Annotated in this window: 16 protein-coding genes; 6 read left to right on the forward strand and 10 right to left on the reverse strand. The window is 62.2% G+C overall.

Translation table 11 applies throughout. The features are described from left to right. Window positions 1–74 precede the first annotated feature (74 nt). Together AC2ETI_RS09140 and AC2ETI_RS09145 are read right to left on the reverse strand one after the other, a co-directional pair. A complete protein-coding gene (locus tag AC2ETI_RS09140) occupies window positions 75–1,706 on the reverse strand; it encodes an ABC-F family ATP-binding cassette domain-containing protein (RefSeq protein ID WP_020970444.1) in 1,632 nt (543 codons plus the stop codon). A gap of 89 nt (window positions 1,707–1,795) precedes the next feature. After that, window positions 1,796–2,392: a class I SAM-dependent methyltransferase gene (locus tag AC2ETI_RS09145; RefSeq protein ID WP_080909129.1), complete on the reverse strand. Its 597-nt coding sequence runs from the start codon at window positions 2,390–2,392 to the stop codon at window positions 1,796–1,798. A 130-nt stretch (window positions 2,393–2,522) separates the two neighbouring features. Between AC2ETI_RS09145 and AC2ETI_RS09150 the strand changes: the two genes are divergently transcribed. Further along, window positions 2,523–3,371, forward strand: coding sequence for an aldo/keto reductase (locus tag AC2ETI_RS09150; RefSeq protein ID WP_483633808.1), 849 nt, complete (start codon window positions 2,523–2,525; stop codon window positions 3,369–3,371). Window positions 3,372–3,435: 64 nt separating this feature from the next. On the opposite strand, the gene AC2ETI_RS09155 is transcribed toward AC2ETI_RS09150, so the two are convergent. Next, the gene (locus AC2ETI_RS09155; protein WP_020908734.1) at window positions 3,436–4,587 is read right to left on the reverse strand and encodes an NADH:flavin oxidoreductase; all 1,152 of its coding nucleotides are present in this window, start codon (window positions 4,585–4,587) and stop codon (window positions 3,436–3,438) included. Between the two features lie 203 nt (window positions 4,588–4,790). Between AC2ETI_RS09155 and ctaD the strand changes: the two genes are divergently transcribed. Genes ctaD through AC2ETI_RS09170 form a run of 3 tightly spaced genes read left to right on the forward strand, consistent with a single transcriptional unit; the run spans window position 4,791 to window position 7,536 of the window. Continuing rightward, entirely contained in the window at window positions 4,791–6,545 is a 1,755-nt protein-coding gene (gene ctaD, locus AC2ETI_RS09160) for an aa3-type cytochrome oxidase subunit I (protein WP_448277638.1), read from the forward strand. A gap of 45 nt (window positions 6,546–6,590) precedes the next feature. Further along, entirely contained in the window at window positions 6,591–7,064 is a 474-nt protein-coding gene (locus AC2ETI_RS09165; protein WP_019744857.1) for a MarR family winged helix-turn-helix transcriptional regulator, read from the forward strand. 52 nt (window positions 7,065–7,116) lie between these two features. After that, window positions 7,117–7,536 (forward strand): DUF5313 family protein, encoded by a 420-nt coding sequence (locus AC2ETI_RS09170; protein ID WP_044479364.1) that lies wholly within the window; start codon window positions 7,117–7,119, stop codon window positions 7,534–7,536. Window positions 7,537–7,545: 9 nt separating this feature from the next. Here the strand turns inward: AC2ETI_RS09170 and AC2ETI_RS09175 are convergent, their stop codons facing one another. After that, a complete protein-coding gene (locus AC2ETI_RS09175) occupies window positions 7,546–8,574 on the reverse strand; it encodes an NAD(P)/FAD-dependent oxidoreductase (RefSeq protein WP_069146491.1) in 1,029 nt (342 codons plus the stop codon). A gap of 33 nt (window positions 8,575–8,607) precedes the next feature. Between AC2ETI_RS09175 and AC2ETI_RS09180 the strand changes: the two genes are divergently transcribed. Further along, window positions 8,608–9,234: a helix-turn-helix domain-containing protein gene (locus tag AC2ETI_RS09180; protein WP_019744854.1), complete on the forward strand. Its 627-nt coding sequence runs from the start codon at window positions 8,608–8,610 to the stop codon at window positions 9,232–9,234. Window positions 9,235–9,290: 56 nt separating this feature from the next. Next, complete coding sequence (locus AC2ETI_RS09185) at window positions 9,291–9,749, forward strand: GNAT family N-acetyltransferase (protein ID WP_020970438.1); 459 nt, start codon at window positions 9,291–9,293, stop codon at window positions 9,747–9,749. Window positions 9,750–9,756: 7 nt separating this feature from the next. On the opposite strand, the gene AC2ETI_RS09190 is transcribed toward AC2ETI_RS09185, so the two are convergent. Genes AC2ETI_RS09190 through AC2ETI_RS09215 form a run of 6 tightly spaced genes read right to left on the reverse strand, consistent with a single transcriptional unit; the run spans window position 9,757 to window position 15,395 of the window. After that, on the reverse strand, window positions 9,757–10,299 hold the full coding sequence (locus tag AC2ETI_RS09190) for a P-loop nucleotide/nucleoside kinase family protein (RefSeq protein ID WP_483633809.1): 543 nt from the start codon (window positions 10,297–10,299) through the stop codon (window positions 9,757–9,759). A gap of 53 nt (window positions 10,300–10,352) precedes the next feature. Continuing rightward, the gene (locus AC2ETI_RS09195) at window positions 10,353–11,147 is read right to left on the reverse strand and encodes an MHYT domain-containing protein (protein WP_019744851.1); all 795 of its coding nucleotides are present in this window, start codon (window positions 11,145–11,147) and stop codon (window positions 10,353–10,355) included. A 40-nt stretch (window positions 11,148–11,187) separates the two neighbouring features. After that, window positions 11,188–11,775 (reverse strand): GTP-binding protein, encoded by a 588-nt coding sequence (locus tag AC2ETI_RS09200; RefSeq protein WP_003940118.1) that lies wholly within the window; start codon window positions 11,773–11,775, stop codon window positions 11,188–11,190. Continuing rightward, a complete protein-coding gene (locus AC2ETI_RS09205; protein ID WP_019744850.1) occupies window positions 11,756–12,130 on the reverse strand; it encodes a DUF742 domain-containing protein in 375 nt (124 codons plus the stop codon). Before AC2ETI_RS09205 ends, AC2ETI_RS09200 begins: the two co-directional genes overlap by 20 nt. Before the next feature lie 5 nt (window positions 12,131–12,135). After that, window positions 12,136–12,552, reverse strand: coding sequence for a roadblock/LC7 domain-containing protein (locus AC2ETI_RS09210; RefSeq protein WP_003940329.1), 417 nt, complete (start codon window positions 12,550–12,552; stop codon window positions 12,136–12,138). Beyond that, a complete protein-coding gene (locus AC2ETI_RS09215; RefSeq protein WP_483633810.1) occupies window positions 12,549–15,395 on the reverse strand; it encodes a HAMP domain-containing sensor histidine kinase in 2,847 nt (948 codons plus the stop codon). The genes AC2ETI_RS09210 and AC2ETI_RS09215 overlap by 4 nt, the downstream gene beginning before the upstream one ends. Window positions 15,396–15,519: the final 124 nt, after the last annotated feature.

The following is a 15,519-nucleotide window of genomic DNA, read 5'->3' on the forward strand; positions in this document are numbered from 1 at the left end:
CGCGCATGCAACTATTGCGTGCGCCTGATAAATAGTTGCACACGCGGGTTGTCTGCGCAAGCAGAGTCGGTTAGCTATTCCTCGAAGAGCTGTCCGTTCTCCATTCGCCACCGGCGCGTGCTTCGGGTGGACTGCAGCATGCGTCGATCGTGAGTGACCAGGAGGAGGGTTCCCTCGAAGGATTCCATCGCCTGCTCGAGCTGTTCGATCGCCGGAAGGTCGAGATGGTTCGTCGGCTCGTCCAGTACCAGTAGGTTCACGCCGCGAGCTTGGAGCAAAGCAAGTGCAGCCCTTGTTCTTTCGCCGGGGGACAGGGAAGCGGCAGATCTGAGTACGTGGTGTCCGCGCAGGCCGAACTTGGCGAGCAGAGTACGGACATCGGCATCGGGCCAGTCCGGAACCTGAGCGCCGAAGGCCTCGACGACTGGTTGATCACCTTCGAACAATCCACGCGCCTGATCGATCTCACCGATCGCGACACCGGAACCCAAGGACGCGATGCCCTCGTCTGGGACCAGTTTGCCGAGCAAAACGTTCAGGAGGGTGGTCTTGCCTGCCCCGTTCGCGCCCGTGACGAGGATTCGATCGCCCCAGTCGATCTGTGTCGTGACCGGACCGAACGTGAACTGACCGCGCGTTACCTTGGCACCATTCGTGGTTGCGACAACGGATCCGGACCGCGGAGCCGCCGCGATCTCCATGCGAAGTTCCCACTCCTTGCGCGGTTCCTCGACCACTTCGAGTCGCTCGATGCGACGTTGGGTCTGGCGTGCCTTCGCGGCTTGCTTCTCCGTCGACTCGGTCCGCAATCCGCGTCCGATCTTGTCGTTGTCCTTGGCCTTACGACGCGCATTGCGGACGCCGTGTTCCATCCAGTTGCGCTGCATCTGTGCGCGATCTTCGAGATCGGAGCGGGTGCCTGCGTATTCCTCGAACGCCTCGCGTGCGTGCTGGCGGGCGATCTCGCGTTCGGCGAGGTACGACTCGTAGCCGCCGTCGTAGACGGCGATGTCCTGTTGTGCCAGATCGAGTTCCACGATCCCCGTGACGGTGCGCGAGAGGAACTCGCGATCGTGGCTCACGACAACCAGCGCCGCTCGGGTCTCGGCGACAAATCGCTCCAACTGCTCGAGACCCCGCAGGTCGAGATCGTTGGTGGGTTCGTCCAACAGGAGAATGTCGTAGCGCGAGAGCAACAGCGACGCGAGCCCGGCGCGTGCGGCCTGACCGCCGGACAGTGCCGTCATGTGAGCTTCGAGCGGAACTCCGAGCCCGAGTTCTTCGACCACCTTCTCGGCGCGCTCGAACAGATCGGCGCCGCCGAGAGCGAGCCAGCGTTCGAGAGCCGGAGAGTACAGATCCTCCTCCGCTTCAGCCAGGGTTTCGGCCGCGGCGTTCATGACCGCCTCGGCGTGCGCGACGCCGGTGCGTCGGCCGAGGAACTCGAGGACGGTCTCGCCCTCGATGCGGTCGGGTTCCTGTGCGAGATAACCCACCGCAGCGTCTGGCGGGCTGAGGATGATCGAACCTTCGACGTCGGCAGTTCCGATTCCCGCCAGTGCAGTGAGAAGCGTCGACTTGCCGGCGCCGTTCGCGCCGACGAGGCCGATGACGTCGCCGGGCGCGACGGTGAGATCGAGGTCGGAGAACAGAGTGCGTTCTCCCCGGGAGGCAGAGAGGCCGCTGATGCGCAGTGTTGCAGTCACCTGAGAAGTATCCCCGGCGCTGTGCGCCTGTGTTAATCGGTGCTGTGCGCCTTTATTAACCGCGGGCGGTTAATAAAGGCGCACAGCAGTCAGTCACGGACCAGGTGGTACCAGCACGGATGTGCCGCACGGACCGGAAGTGGCGATTCACTCACGTCGGCGGCCGTACTCGAGGCCATCGACCAACCGTCGAATACTCGCATGACGTCCTCCTCGGAGACGCCATGTGGCATCGGCCAACGGTGACCTGGCCCGAATGCGAACATCACCATGGACGCCCCGGGTGCGGTGATCGCGTTGACCGACCTCCCGTAGTCGCGTCGTTGATGATCGGTGAGCCCGTGAAAACAGCCGATGTCGAGCACCAGCATGTGCCCGCCGTCGACAGCAATGTGCAGGTCTGCCGCGTCCTCGTGGAGGAACCGGACGTCGACGTGTGCTTCACGCGCGTGAATGCGCGCTTTGTCCAGCGGTTCCTGTTCGGCGTCGACGCCGGTGACGTGCCACCCGCGTTGCGCCAGCTCGATGGAATGGCGTCCGGTGCCGCAACCGATATCGAGTGCACGGCCACCGTCCGGGAGGGGAATCGCATCCAGAAGGCCGGACAGTTGAGCGTCGAAGCCGTGACCGGTGTGCTCCCATGGAGTGACGCCGACCTTGTAGGCGAGGCGATATCCGAGATTCATCGCTCTCTCTTTTCTCGAGGCGATTCGATTACTTGTATTCCAAGGTAGACCGGCATTTCGGGTGCGACAAGGGTGCGAAGAGGAGGTTCGGTGGGGAATGCCTCCTGGCGCCCATGCGTTGGATCCACATATGACCGAGACCAACGATGTGACCTCTGTACCGACCATTGTTCTGAACGACGGTAAGACGATCCCCGCACTGGGATTCGGTGTGTTCCAGGTTCCGGACGACGAGACGCAGGAAGTCGTCTCCACCGCCCTGAAGACCGGCTACCGCAGTATCGACACCGCCAAGATCTACGGCAACGAGGTGGGCGTCGGCCGCGCGATCGCCGAATCCGGCATCGCCCGCGAAGACCTGTACATCACGACAAAACTGTGGAACGACGATCAGGGCTACGACTCGACGCTTGCCGCCTTCGACGCCAGCCTCGACAAGTTGGGTCTCGACTACCTCGATCTGTACCTGATCCACTGGCCGGTTCCGTCCAAGGACCTGTACGTCGAGACCTTCAAGGCATTCCAGAAGCTCAAGGCGGACGGACGGGTTCGATCCATCGGCGTCTCCAACTTCACCATCGAGAACCTCGAGCGTGTCATCGGTGAAACCGGTGAGGTGCCGGTCCTCAACCAGATCGAGCTTCACCCCAAGTTCAACCAAGCCGAACTGCGCGCCTTCCACACCGGCAAGGGAATCGCGACGGAAGCGTGGAGCCCGCTCGGCCAGGGAACTGTTCTCGGTGACCCCGTCATCACCGCTATCGCCTACGCTCATGGCGTCACCGCGGCTCAGGTGATCATTCGCTGGCACCTGCAGATCGGAAACGTGGTGATTCCGAAGTCGGTGACCCCCGAACGTATCGCCGCAAACTTCGATGTCTTCGGATTCGAACTGACGCCGGAACAGATCAACGCGATCGGTGCTCTCGACGACCCGGCCGGCCGCATCGGCCCCGACCCGGTCACGCTCGGCAGCTAGAACTTCCGGTAGACCCACGAACGGCACTCCCGCAATCGCGGGAGTGCCGTTCTGTCGTGCGAGGTCAGTTCAGGTGCGTGCGATGTTCTGCAGTGAATGCGATGTGCTCGTCCGCGCGTCCGGTGCGGAGCTTCTCGACCCACTCGGGATCGGCGAGCAGCGCGCGTCCGATGGCAACCATGTCGAATTCACCCCTATCGTACTGAGCTTCGAGACGCTCCAGCCCCGTGACAGCCGATGCGGCGTCGCCGGTGAATGCCGTCGTGAACACGGAGTCGAGTCCGACCGAGCCGACGGTGATGGTCGGCAACCCGGTCAGCTTCTTCGTCCAGCCGGCGAGGCCGAGCTTGCCGTCTTCACCGTCGAGTTCAGCGAACGCCGGTTCCCAGTGGCGCCTCGTCGACGGATGCAGAACGTCGACGCCGGCGTCGACCAGGGGAGTGAGGATGCGGCCGAGTTCAGCCGGGCTCTGGGCGATACGAGCGTCGTAGTGGCCGGACTTCCACTGCGAGAATCGGTAGACGATCGCGAACTCGTTTCCGACAGCCTCTCGGATTGCGGCGACGACCTCGGCCGGGAAACGGGTGCGGGCTTCCAGTGATCCGCCGTATTCATCGGTGCGGACATTGGTTCCGGCCCACAGGAATTCGTCGAGCAGGTAGCCGTGCGCTCCGTGCAACTCGAGACCGTCGAAACCGGTGTTCTTCGCGTTGAGTGCGGCGTCGACCCACGACTGCTTCAAGGTGTCGAGATCCGAGGTGGTGAATTCTCGTCCCAGACGGGTGCCGTCCAGCGCCAGGCCGGAGGGGCTGACGGTTTCGACCTCGGGGTTCAGACGCGAGTTTTCGCCGCGCTCGACTCCGAGGTGCCACAGCTGAGGAATGATCGATCCACCCTCGGCGTGCACGGCGTCCACTACCGACTTCCAGCCGCCCAGGCTCGAATCACCGTAGATGCGCGGTACGCGGGTGTGCGGGCCGGCTGCCGGGTCCGGGATATAGGTGCCTTCCGTGATGATCAGGCCGACCCCGCCCGCTGCGCGACGACGGTAGTACTCGGCCACGTCGGCGCCGGGGATTCCGTCAGGAGAGAAGGCGCGAGTCATCGGGGCCATCGCAAAACGGTTGCGCAACGAGAGTGATTTGACCTCGAAAGGCTCGAAGAGGCCGCGCAACGCGGGGGCCTCGGGTGCTGTCGATGTGTCGGGAAGAGTCACGGGTTTGTTCAACGCGGCGGACCCTTGACCTATTCCGCCGCCTGACTTTATCTCACCGAAATCTGCAAAAGGTTGCGTACGTTCGGTTTTCGATTGATGTCCACGTCGACCAAACTTAGTTTGTGCATTAACTATTAACATGCGATATGGTCGTGCGGAAAGTTCTTGAGGGCGGTATCGAGCACGAAAGAGGACGCGCGAGCATGACAACAACGGTGCCGGACGAGCGGACCGGAGAGCTGGAGCCGATTCCGGAGCGGCCGTACCCGAAGCGTCGTGATCCCAAGGGGTCGTGGATGTTCGACATGATCAAGACCACCGATCACAAGAAGATCGGGATCATGTACATGATCACGGCTTTCGTGTTCTTCTTGATCGGCGGCCTGATGGCCCTGTTCATGCGTGCGGAACTGGCTGTCCCCGGGATGCAGTTCCTCTCGAACGAGCAGTTCAATCAGTTGTTCACCATGCACGGCACGATCATGTTGCTGCTGTACGCGACGCCCGTCGTTTTCGGCTTCGCGAACTACATACTTCCGCTGCAAATCGGTGCCCCGGACGTGGCCTTCCCGCGCTTGAACGCATTCGGCTTCTGGCTCTTCACTTTTGGTGGTTTGATCGTACTCGGCGGATTCCTCACGCCGGGCGGCGCTGCCGACTTCGGTTGGACTGCGTACACCCCACTGTCGGGTGCGGTGCACAGCCCCGGCGTCGGAGCCGACCTGTGGGTCTTCGGACTGACAGTGGGCGGTCTCGGCACTATTCTCGGTGCGGTCAACATGATCACCACGGTGATCTGTTTGCGCGCACCAGGCATGACGATGTTCCGGATGTCGATCTTCACCTGGAATATCTTCATCACCAGCATCCTGATCTTGATGGCGTTCCCGCTACTGACCGCCGCATTCATGGGCCTGTTCGTCGACCGCCATCTCGGTGGACACATCTTCGACCCGGCGTCAGGTGGAGTTCTGTTGTGGCAGCACCTGTTCTGGTTCTTCGGGCACCCCGAGGTGTACATCATCGCGCTGCCGTTCTTCGGCATCGTCTCGGAGATCTTCCCGGTCTTCAGCCGTAAGCCGATCTTCGGATACACCGGTTTGGTTTACGCGACACTGGCGATCTCAGCTCTGTCCATCGCGGTGTGGGCTCACCACATGTATGCGACGGGTGCTGTTCTCCTGCCCTACTTCTCGTTCATGACGTTCCTGATCGCCGTGCCGACAGGTGTGAAGATCTTCAACTGGATCGGCACGATGTGGAAGGGACAGTTGACCTTCGAATCGCCGATGCTGTTCTCGATCGGCTTCCTGATCACCTTCCTCTTCGGTGGTCTGTCGGGCGTCATTCTCGCGAGTCCGCCGATCGACTTCCACGTCACCGACACGTATTTTGTTGTCGCCCACTTCCACTACGTGGTCTTCGGTACGGTCGTGTTCGCCACGTACGCCGGTATCTACTTCTGGTTCCCGAAGATGACCGGTCGCATGATGGACGAGCGCCTCGGCAAGTGGCACTTCTGGACCACGTTCGTCGGCTTCCACGGCACTTTCCTCGTCCAGCACTGGCTCGGTGGCGAAGGTATGCCCCGTCGTTACGCCGACTACCTGCCCTCGGACGGATTCACGGTGCTGAACTCGGTGTCCACGATCTTCGCGTTCGTGCTCGGCGCGTCGACACTGCCGTTCATCTGGAACGTTTTCAAGAGTTACCGCTACGGCGAAGTGGTCACCGTCGACGATCCGTGGGGCTACGGAAATTCGCTGGAGTGGGCGACCACCTGCCCACCGCCGCGTCACAACTTCACCGAGTTGCCGCGCATCCGTAGCGAGCGTCCGGCGTTCGAGCTGCACTACCCGCACATGGTGGAGCGAATGAGGGCGGAAGCGCACGTGGGCCTCACCGGGCAACCCACGTCGACGTTGGAGAAGAGTGACGATCATCGCCAGATTGATTAGTGCGATAATAGTTACTGCACTAATCAATCTGGTAACATCGGATTCATGACGACGAAGGCTCCGCAGACGCAGATGGACGATCCGCTGGCTCTCGACCGGCAGGTGTGTTTTGCACTTGCGGTCGCGAACCGGGCAGTCCTGTCCGTCTACCGGCCACTGCTCGAGCCGATGGGCCTCACACATCCCCAGTATCTGGTGATGCTTGCTCTGTGGGGGAAGTCGCCGATGGCGGTCAAGGAAATCGGGCAGGCATTGCAGCTCGACTCGCCGACACTCTCGCCGCTCCTCAAGCGACTCGAGGCGTCCGGGTTGATCACGCGAACCCGTAGCCGCGCCGACGAACGTCAACTCGACGTCGACCTCACCGAAGCCGGTGTGGCACTGCGTGACGAGGCGGAGAAGATCCCGCCGGCGGTTGTCGCGAAGCTCGGCGTCAGCCTCGCCGAACTCGAGGAACTTCACAACGTTCTGACGCGGGTCAACGAGGCCGCGCTCCGCGCCGGCGCTTTGGACCAATGAGAGAAATGTGATGACCACATCTGAAAGAAACGTGACGACTGCGTCAAGACCGATGCGTACCGAACAGGTGACTTCCGTGACTTCCAAAAAGCAACGCACGAGCCCGAATCCCCTTCAGTGGTTGGGTTATTCAGTGGGGCGCAAGTTACCCGATTCGATGCAGGACTGGGTGCGAAACGACCTGATCGGTGACTGGGCTGTGCCACGTCACCTGATCCGCAGCATGGTGCCGTTCATTCCCGTCTTCGCGGCCTTCATGCTCTTCCCCGGGCCGTGGGCCCTGCGGGCGTCGATGGTGCTGCTCGGAGTGCTTCTGGCGCTGTTCTATTCGGTCTCCTACATGGCTCAGAACAGGTCGCGTCGCCTCGAGCGTCACGGTTTGCCTTCCGACCTCGAGAACCCGAAGAAGGTCTCGCGCCACGACGCCGAGAAGGCCGCCTACGAGAAGTTGCACGGCGGCCCCGCGACCTAGACGCTTCGGTCAGATGCCGTGAAGGGCGCTGCCGCCGTTCATCTCGCAGACGCCCTGCTCCATGGCCGCCGAGAAACCACCTTCAGGGTCGGTCGAGCGAAGAGCCGATTCGACGTCCTGCTCGACCAGGTATCCGTTGATTGCGATCGCCGCGGTTGAACCTGCAGCCGCAGCATTGATTACCTGTGCGCGAGGGTCGACGACGTTGCCGGCGCCCCAGATACCGGGAACACTGGTGGCGCCGGAATGATCGACAGCCACGAATCCCGTGGGGCTGGCTTTGCAGCCGAGTCGCGTCAGATGTGCGTCGTTCGGAACGAAACGCGGCGCAACGAACAGTGCTGAGCGCGCAACCAGTTGGCCGTTGTCGAGTTCGACGGCTTTCAGTTTGCTCTTCTCGCAGACCAATCCAGATACCGATCCGTCGGCAACCGTCACTCCTCGGGCAGCCAGTCGCGCGCGTTCGTCGGGGGTGAGCGAGATCTTGTCGGGGAAGAACGTCACATCCGACGACCACTGTCGGAGTAGAAACGCCTGGTGAAGTGACATCTCGCGAGCGTCGCCGCCGAGAACGCCGATCGGTTGGTCGCTGATCTCGTACGCATGGCAGTACGGGCAATGGAGCACGCTTTGCCCCCAAAGCTCCTGGATTCCTGGTATTTCCGGGAGTGAATCCCGTAGGCCGGTGGCAACCAGCACAGTGCGAGTTTCGAGCGTCGTGCCTCCCGACAGTTCGACGACAAAGCCGGGTTCGATACCGCGCCAGGAGATGTCGACTACGTCGTCGCGTTTGAATTCGACTCCGTACGTCTGTAATTCGCTGCGTCCGACGGCGAGCAACTCACCTGGCGCCATGCCGTCTCGCGAGAGGAAGCCGTGCATGTGTGCTGCCGGTGTGTTGCGCGGTTTGCCGGAATCGATGACGGCGACCGAGCGCCGAGCACGACCCAGCACCAGGGCTGCACTGAGTCCGGCGGCGCCACCGCCGACGATCACGGCGTCGAGGATCTCTGTTTCAGTGTGTGTTCGCATGAGCACAGATTGCTCGCGGAGCAGGTTCGTCAGCAACTAATGTTGCCATTTCTGGGAATCGTCGTCAGACTCGGCACCATGAATGTCAACGGTCCGCACATCGATGCCGCCATCTCGCAGATCGGCGCGCGCCTCAAACGCATTCGTACACAGAGGAACGTCACGCTCACAGCGCTGTCCGAGTCCACCGGTATTTCGAAGAGCACCCTGTCGAGGCTCGAAGCGGGGGAGCGTCGACCCAGTCTGGAGTTGCTGCTTCCGATCGCGCTTGCCCACCAAGTGCCGTTGGACCAACTGGTTGCGGCACCACAGGTCGCCGATCCACGTATCCAGAGTGCGCCTCGAAGCGTCAGTGGGCGAACGGTATTGCCGCTGACTCGGCAACCCGGTGGGCTGCAGGCATTCAAGATGACCATCCCGGCAAGCCAGACGGACCCCGACCCGCAAGTGCACGACGGCTACGAATGGCTGTACGTCTTGTCGGGGAGGTTGCGGTTGGTGTTGGCCGATCACGACATCGTGATGGGTACGGGTGAAGCTGCTGAATTCGACACCCGAAACCCGCATTGGTTCGGTAGTGACGGCGGCGGCCCGGTCGAGGTACTGAGTCTGTTCGGCCCCCAAGGAGAACGCATCCACGTACGGGCCAAGCCTTCGCCGAAGTGACGGCCAGTCATACTTTCATTCGATGCTGCCGGAAGCGAAGAGGACAGTGAGGATCCGTGCGAATCGAAATTGACGACCTGAGTCGGGATGTGGTCCGTGCTCTACTGACCGAACATCTCGCCGACATGCATGCGACCTCGCCCGCGGACAGCGTTCACGCGCTGGACATCACCGGGCTGACGGATAGCTCCGTGACCATGTGGACGCTGTGGAGCGAAGGTGACGAGCTACTCGGTTGTGTTGCACTCAAGGAACGGTCGTCGACCGGTGGCGAGATCAAGTCGATGCGAACCTCATCGGTAGCTCGAGGGCGTGGCGTGGGTACGCGACTTCTTCAACACGTCGTGGACGAGTCGAGACAACGAGGTTACCGGCAACTCGAATTGGAGACCGGCACACAGGACTTCTTCGATCCGGCACGCCGACTGTATGCGAGATTCGGGTTCGTCCCGTGTCCACCGTTCGGAAACTACCGCGAAGATCCGAACAGTGCATTCTTCGTTCTCACCCTGTGAGCAGCTCTCATTCGGTGAACATTCTGGCAGTTATTCGTCGTACTGCGCTCTCGGAGTTCATGATTGCGGTGTCGAGCACGAGCCGTTCCGTGGTCCACGGCTCGTAGTCTCGGTCCAGGATTTCCTGCCACGTAGGTAGTACAAGATCCGGGATGTCGACGACTCGCCGTTCTGCGCGTCTGCGATGCTCGTCGGGATCCGAACAGATGACTTCGACACTGAGCAAGCGCGCCGAATTCTGTTGTGCGGTAGCTGACCAGGCGTTTCGTGTCGCCTCGACTGGGTTGACGCATTCGACCACGACCGAGAGTCCCAGTCGCAATTGTTCGGCGGCGAGCGCGTACCCGGTGATGTATCCGGCGGTCCCGGATACATCAGCGATACCGCTGCGGATCAGCGACTGTTCGATGGTATCGATTCGCACGTAGGGGATCTTGTGATGCTGAGCAAGCGCCCGCGCGATCGTCGACTTGCCGGTGGCCGGCAAACCACCGATCACGACCAGTGCCGCGTCGGCCGACGGCTGGGGGTTGTGTCCGGCATCCACCATCCCCGAAATGTACGGGGCGTCGTCGATTCACATCGACTCGCCCCGTACTCCTCTCAGTTCGAGGTCGCGAACTCTCGTGCTTCGAACGCCAGGTCGTCGGCGGCGGATTCCATCCGTGCCGTCGCACGGTTGGGTGCTGTCAACACGGCGACAATCGGAACTGCCAACGCCAGCAGGCCGAGAACGAAGACGGGGAAGAGGAATGAGAACACTTCGAGTCCCTGCGGCGCCGGGGCTGCCGCGTCGTGAACAACCTCGACTGCGGCCATTCCGGTGTAGTGCATACCGACGACGGCGATGCCCATGATGATTCCGGCGACAAAACGCAGAATCGTGGACTCGAGCACCATGGTGAACCACAGTGCAGCGGTTCCGGCGACGACTGCGATGAGAACCGACAATGCAACGAAGAGCAGGTCGTAGTGGATCTCACCCTGAAAGCGCAAGGCGCGCATGCCGGTGTAATGCATGATGTTCACGGCGAGACCGGTCACCACGCCGCCGATCAGAAGCCGCGTCCAGCGGAATTCGGTCCCGATGATCAGCAGACCGACAAAAACAGCACCTACTGAGATGATCGCGGAGATCACGGTCCATCCGAGGTTGTATCGAATGGGACTGCCGGGGACTGCGAAGCCGAGCATGGCGATGAAGTGCATCAGCCAGATGGCGACACCACCGATCGACAGGGCAGCCATGGCGAGCCATCGCATGCGTGTGGCGGTTGTTGTCGCCGACGCTGAATGCCTGGTGCACGCCAGGCCGACTACCGACCCGACCACGGACACGACGTAGGCGAGCCCGAGCAGCCAGATTCCCATCGAGAAATGGTGCATTTCATCCGACATGCCAGTTCCTTTCGGCGACGATTCGCATCTGGTGATTCATCTAGACGACTGCTTCAGCTGCAAGTCGTTCGAGGGAGTACTCGGTGACGGCGATCAGCGCGCGTTTGGCCGATTCGCGGTTTCGGGCGTCGATCTCGATCATGGGAACGCGGTTGGGTAGCGCCAATGCCTGCCGGAGATCGCTCGCCGAATGGATTGGTGCGCCGTCGAAACGGTTGACCGCCACAATGAACGGGAGCCCTCGCGCCTCGAAGAAGTCGACTGCAGCGAAGCTGTCTTCCAGACGGCGCGTGTCGACCAGAATGACCGCACCGATCGCACCGGTGATCAAGTCGTCCCACATGAACCAGAAGCGGCGCTGTCCCGGGGTTCCGAACAGATAGAGGACCAGGTCGTCGGCGAGAGTGATGCGCCCGAAGTCCATCGCGACCGTCGTGGTGCTCTTGTCGGGAGTGGAACCGAGATTGTCGATACCGTCGCTGGCGTCGGTGACCATTGCCTCCGTGCGAAGGGGGACGATTTCGGAGACGGTCCCCACAAGCGTCGTCTTGCCAACACCGAAACCCCCGGCGATCACGATTTTTGTCGATTTCACGCGAGACGATGAGTCAGAGTGCCCGAAGTCCACTGAGGGTCCTTTCGATCAGTTCGCGTCGCTCGACTCGAGATGCGTCGCTTCGCAGAGTGGCATGTATTTCCAGTGATCCGGCTACTACGAGGTCGGCAACCAGTACCCGCACGACTCCGATCGGAACACCGAGGTGGGCAGCGATCTCGGCAATCGAGATCCGCTGCTCGCAGAGTGCGACGATCGATGCACGAATATCCTGCGGTGCAAGATTGTTCGACACCACGTCCTCGATCGTCGCGATGATCGCTTCGAGCGGGAGGTCGATGGACGGCAGGGTCCGACCTTCGGTGAGCGCGTACGGCCGGACCAAGCTGGGTTCGGCGTCGTCGTACTCGGATTGATGGTGAGGCATCGAACTCAAATACCCTGCGACGTTCGCGGGGCAATGTCCATCGTGGTCCCGACGCGATCGACGAGAGTCGCCATTTCGTAACCGATCTGGCCGATGTCGCATCCGGCGACAGCGAGGGCGGCAAGGTAAGCGCCGCTACCGACGCCCATGAGAAGCAGGTAGCCGTTCTCCATCTCGACGACGGACTGCATGACGGCCCCACCGTCGAAGAGGCGTGACGCCCCCGCGGACAGGCTGGCGAGTCCGGAAGTGACAGCGGCCAATTGATCCGCCCGATCGAGCGGAAGGTGTGTGCTCGAGGCGGTCAACAACCCGTCGGCTGAGACGATGATCGCGTGACTCACACCCGGCACGTCTCGGGCAAAAGCCGAAACCAGCCAGTCGAGTGCGCGGGGAGTCTCTTGGGCTCCGACAGTGTTCACTGTTCTCCTTCATCGTTGTGCAACATCGTGGACGATTCGAAAGACTGTCCGCCATCGGGCTGATGGTCGGCGGCGCGCCGACGCCCTCGTTGTACTCCGGATTGGTAACTGCTCCAACCACGTTGGACGTCCGCCGGATTGGATGCATGGCGCTGCGCCGTACCGCCTCCGCCGACGGCACCAGGAACCAGGCGGGCTCCGCGGTCTCGAATGGGCAGACCGGAATCGGCGATCTTGGTGACCGGCATCTCGAACGAGGTCCGAGCGGCCAGCCAGCCTTGATCCGCGTCGGTGGTCCACGAACTGCCGGTGGAAGCCGCTGAAGTCTCCGCCGTCGGATCCACCAGCCACTCCGACACCATCCGGGCGAAAATCGGCATCGTGGTCGGAGCAGAGGGTACGCCGTTCGAGTTGCCGTCGCCCGCGCCGTCAGCCCTCGCCGATGCGCGAGCAGAGAGCCCGTCACGGGTGCGTGAGGAGAAGAATGCCGCAGTATTTGTCGGCGTCGGGGCTGAGAGCCGGTGCCGCGGCGGCGGGGTTGTCGACGGTTGTGGACCCGCCGGGATCTCGGGACCCTGTGCCGGCGAGACGAATTCCGGCGGCGGAGTACGAACGGGAAGGGACGTCGATGTGCTTGTGCCCTCGGGATCGGACAGAGGAGCGAAGGACGACACCGAGGTGGCGGGCGCAGCAGTGGTCGGAGTTGAAGTGCTGACTGCCGGTACTCCACTTGTGCCCGGAGTGCGACGTGGCAATCCCGAAGGCGCTGTTGCCGTAGGAGTGGATTGCGGTGTGATCGGGGCGAACGTCTCGGTCCGATCGGTACTGTTACCGGGCGTTCGACGCGGGAGATCAGCGAAACTTCTGGTCGCAGGCCGCGGGGGTGCGGATTCGGTCGGGACGGGCTGTGACCATGACGGTGCAGGCGGTGTGGGAGGGGGAGTCCGATCGAGCGCGGGAACGGGTCCGGTTCGCGGCGTGCGGATCTCGGGTCCCCGAGACGAATCGAGTATCGACGTCGGTAGGAGCACCGTTGCGGTGATGCCGCTGTGCGTCGATGACGTTGCCGTCGGGCGCAGGCGCACAGAGATGTTGTAGCGACGGCTGATTCGGCTCACGACGAACAAACCCATGCGACGCGCTGTATCCGCGCTCATCTCGCCGCCGGCGGCGAGGCGCTCGTTGGCATCGAGGATATCGGCAGGCGACATGCCGATACCGAGATCTGCGATCTCGACGATCATGGAGCCGTCGATAGTGCGGGCAGCGTTGATGGAGACGGTGGTCTCCGGTGGGGAGTACCGCAGAGAATTGTCGAGCAGCTCAGCGATGAGGTGAACGACGTCCGGGGCAGCATGACCGGTGACGACTCCGGGCGGGATCTGCCCGAGTTCGACGCGTCGATACTCCTCGACGCCGGATACCGCGGCGCGAAGGGTATCGCCGAGAGCGACGGGGGCGGTCCTGGCGCGGCGTACATCGGTTCCGGCGAGAACCAGCAAGTTGTCGCCGTTTCGACGCATTCTCGCGGCGATGTGGTCGAGCCGGAACAGATTCTCGAGGCGACGCGGGTCGTCTTCGTCCTGCTCCAACTGTTCGATCAAACCGAGTTGCTGGTCGACGAGGGACTTGTTACGCCGCGACAGCGTTTCGAACATGTCGTTGACCTGGCGCCGCAGGGTGGCCTGCTCGCCGGCAAGCGTGATGGCCTGACCGTGCATGTCGTCCACCGCGCGTGCAAGCTCGCCGATTTCCTCGTGGGTGCGGATCGGGACACGGGCGAAGTCGAGTTCGTCGGTACTGGCACCTGCGCGAATTCGTTCGATCGCGTCGGGGAGTCCGCGTCGTGCGGCCTGCAATGCGGCAAATCGCAACCGGCGGATCGGATCGATGAGCGATCGGCTGATGACGAGGGCGATGGCCAGTGCCAGCAGGACCGCGCCGAGCACGATTGCAGTGTCACGGAGTGCTGCGGTTCGTGCTGCATTGGATTCGGCGGTGACGGTGTCGCCGAACTCGGTGACGGTGGTGTCGGTCAGGCTGTTGTACTGGTCGTTTCCGGATTTCAGATCGGCGCCGACGCGGCTCCCCAGAGGAGAGGTCGACGGAGTTGATCCGAGGGCGTTGATCCGGTTCTGAGCAGAGTTGCTGAGGGTCTGGACGGTGTCGTTACTCCCGTCGATGGCCAGAATGTTGTTCAGAGCGACCAGTTCGGCACCGGCAGCACTGACCATCGACGTACGAGCTTGCTGGTCCGGATCACCGGAGCCGAAGAGGATTCGTTGTTCGGCCAGCGCTCGTCGCGCTTCCCAGAGTGCGGAGAGTCGACCACCTTGTTCGCGCAGGACAGGGCGCTGAGAGTGCTCGACGACGCTGGTGAAGGTGCTCGAGAGTGCGCGCGAGACTTCGCCGACCCGCGAAACCAAGCGTGCGGGAGCCACCGCGCCGGCGGCGATCTCCTCGGTGATGGAACGGCTCTCGGCGAGCGCCGAAGTCACTTGGTCGTTGAGGTCGCCGTCGGACTGGAACGCGCGCGCGGCGTCGACCAGTCGGTCCATTGCGTCCGAAACTGCTTGTGTTGCCGGGCCGGTGTCAGTGCGTGCCGATGCGGCTTCGGCGAGTTCGTACAGTGCGGATTCGAGGTTGATCGCCGCGGGCACTGCGAGGGCACGCTCGGACGAGGAACTCAGCTGTGCGGCTTCTTCGAGTTCTGTCTGAACTCGAAGTGCGCCGAGGACGACGGCGACGATCATCGGCAATGCGAGAACGGCGATGACCTTCCATCCCAGGCGCCATTCGCCGATCGACCACCAAGAGGTTGTCGTGTGTGAATCGTGTTTCATGCGGAACATGGCCCCTTCACGTCAACCCCCCGTGGGTCATTGCCCGAACCCCTTCAATCCGGTTTGACCAGAAGGGGTAGTTAGCTGAACGGTAACAGACTGTTCGCTGGCTCGCTACATCCCA

The sequence above is a fragment of the Rhodococcus sp. MurmanLake-1 genome, assembly GCF_056945715.1.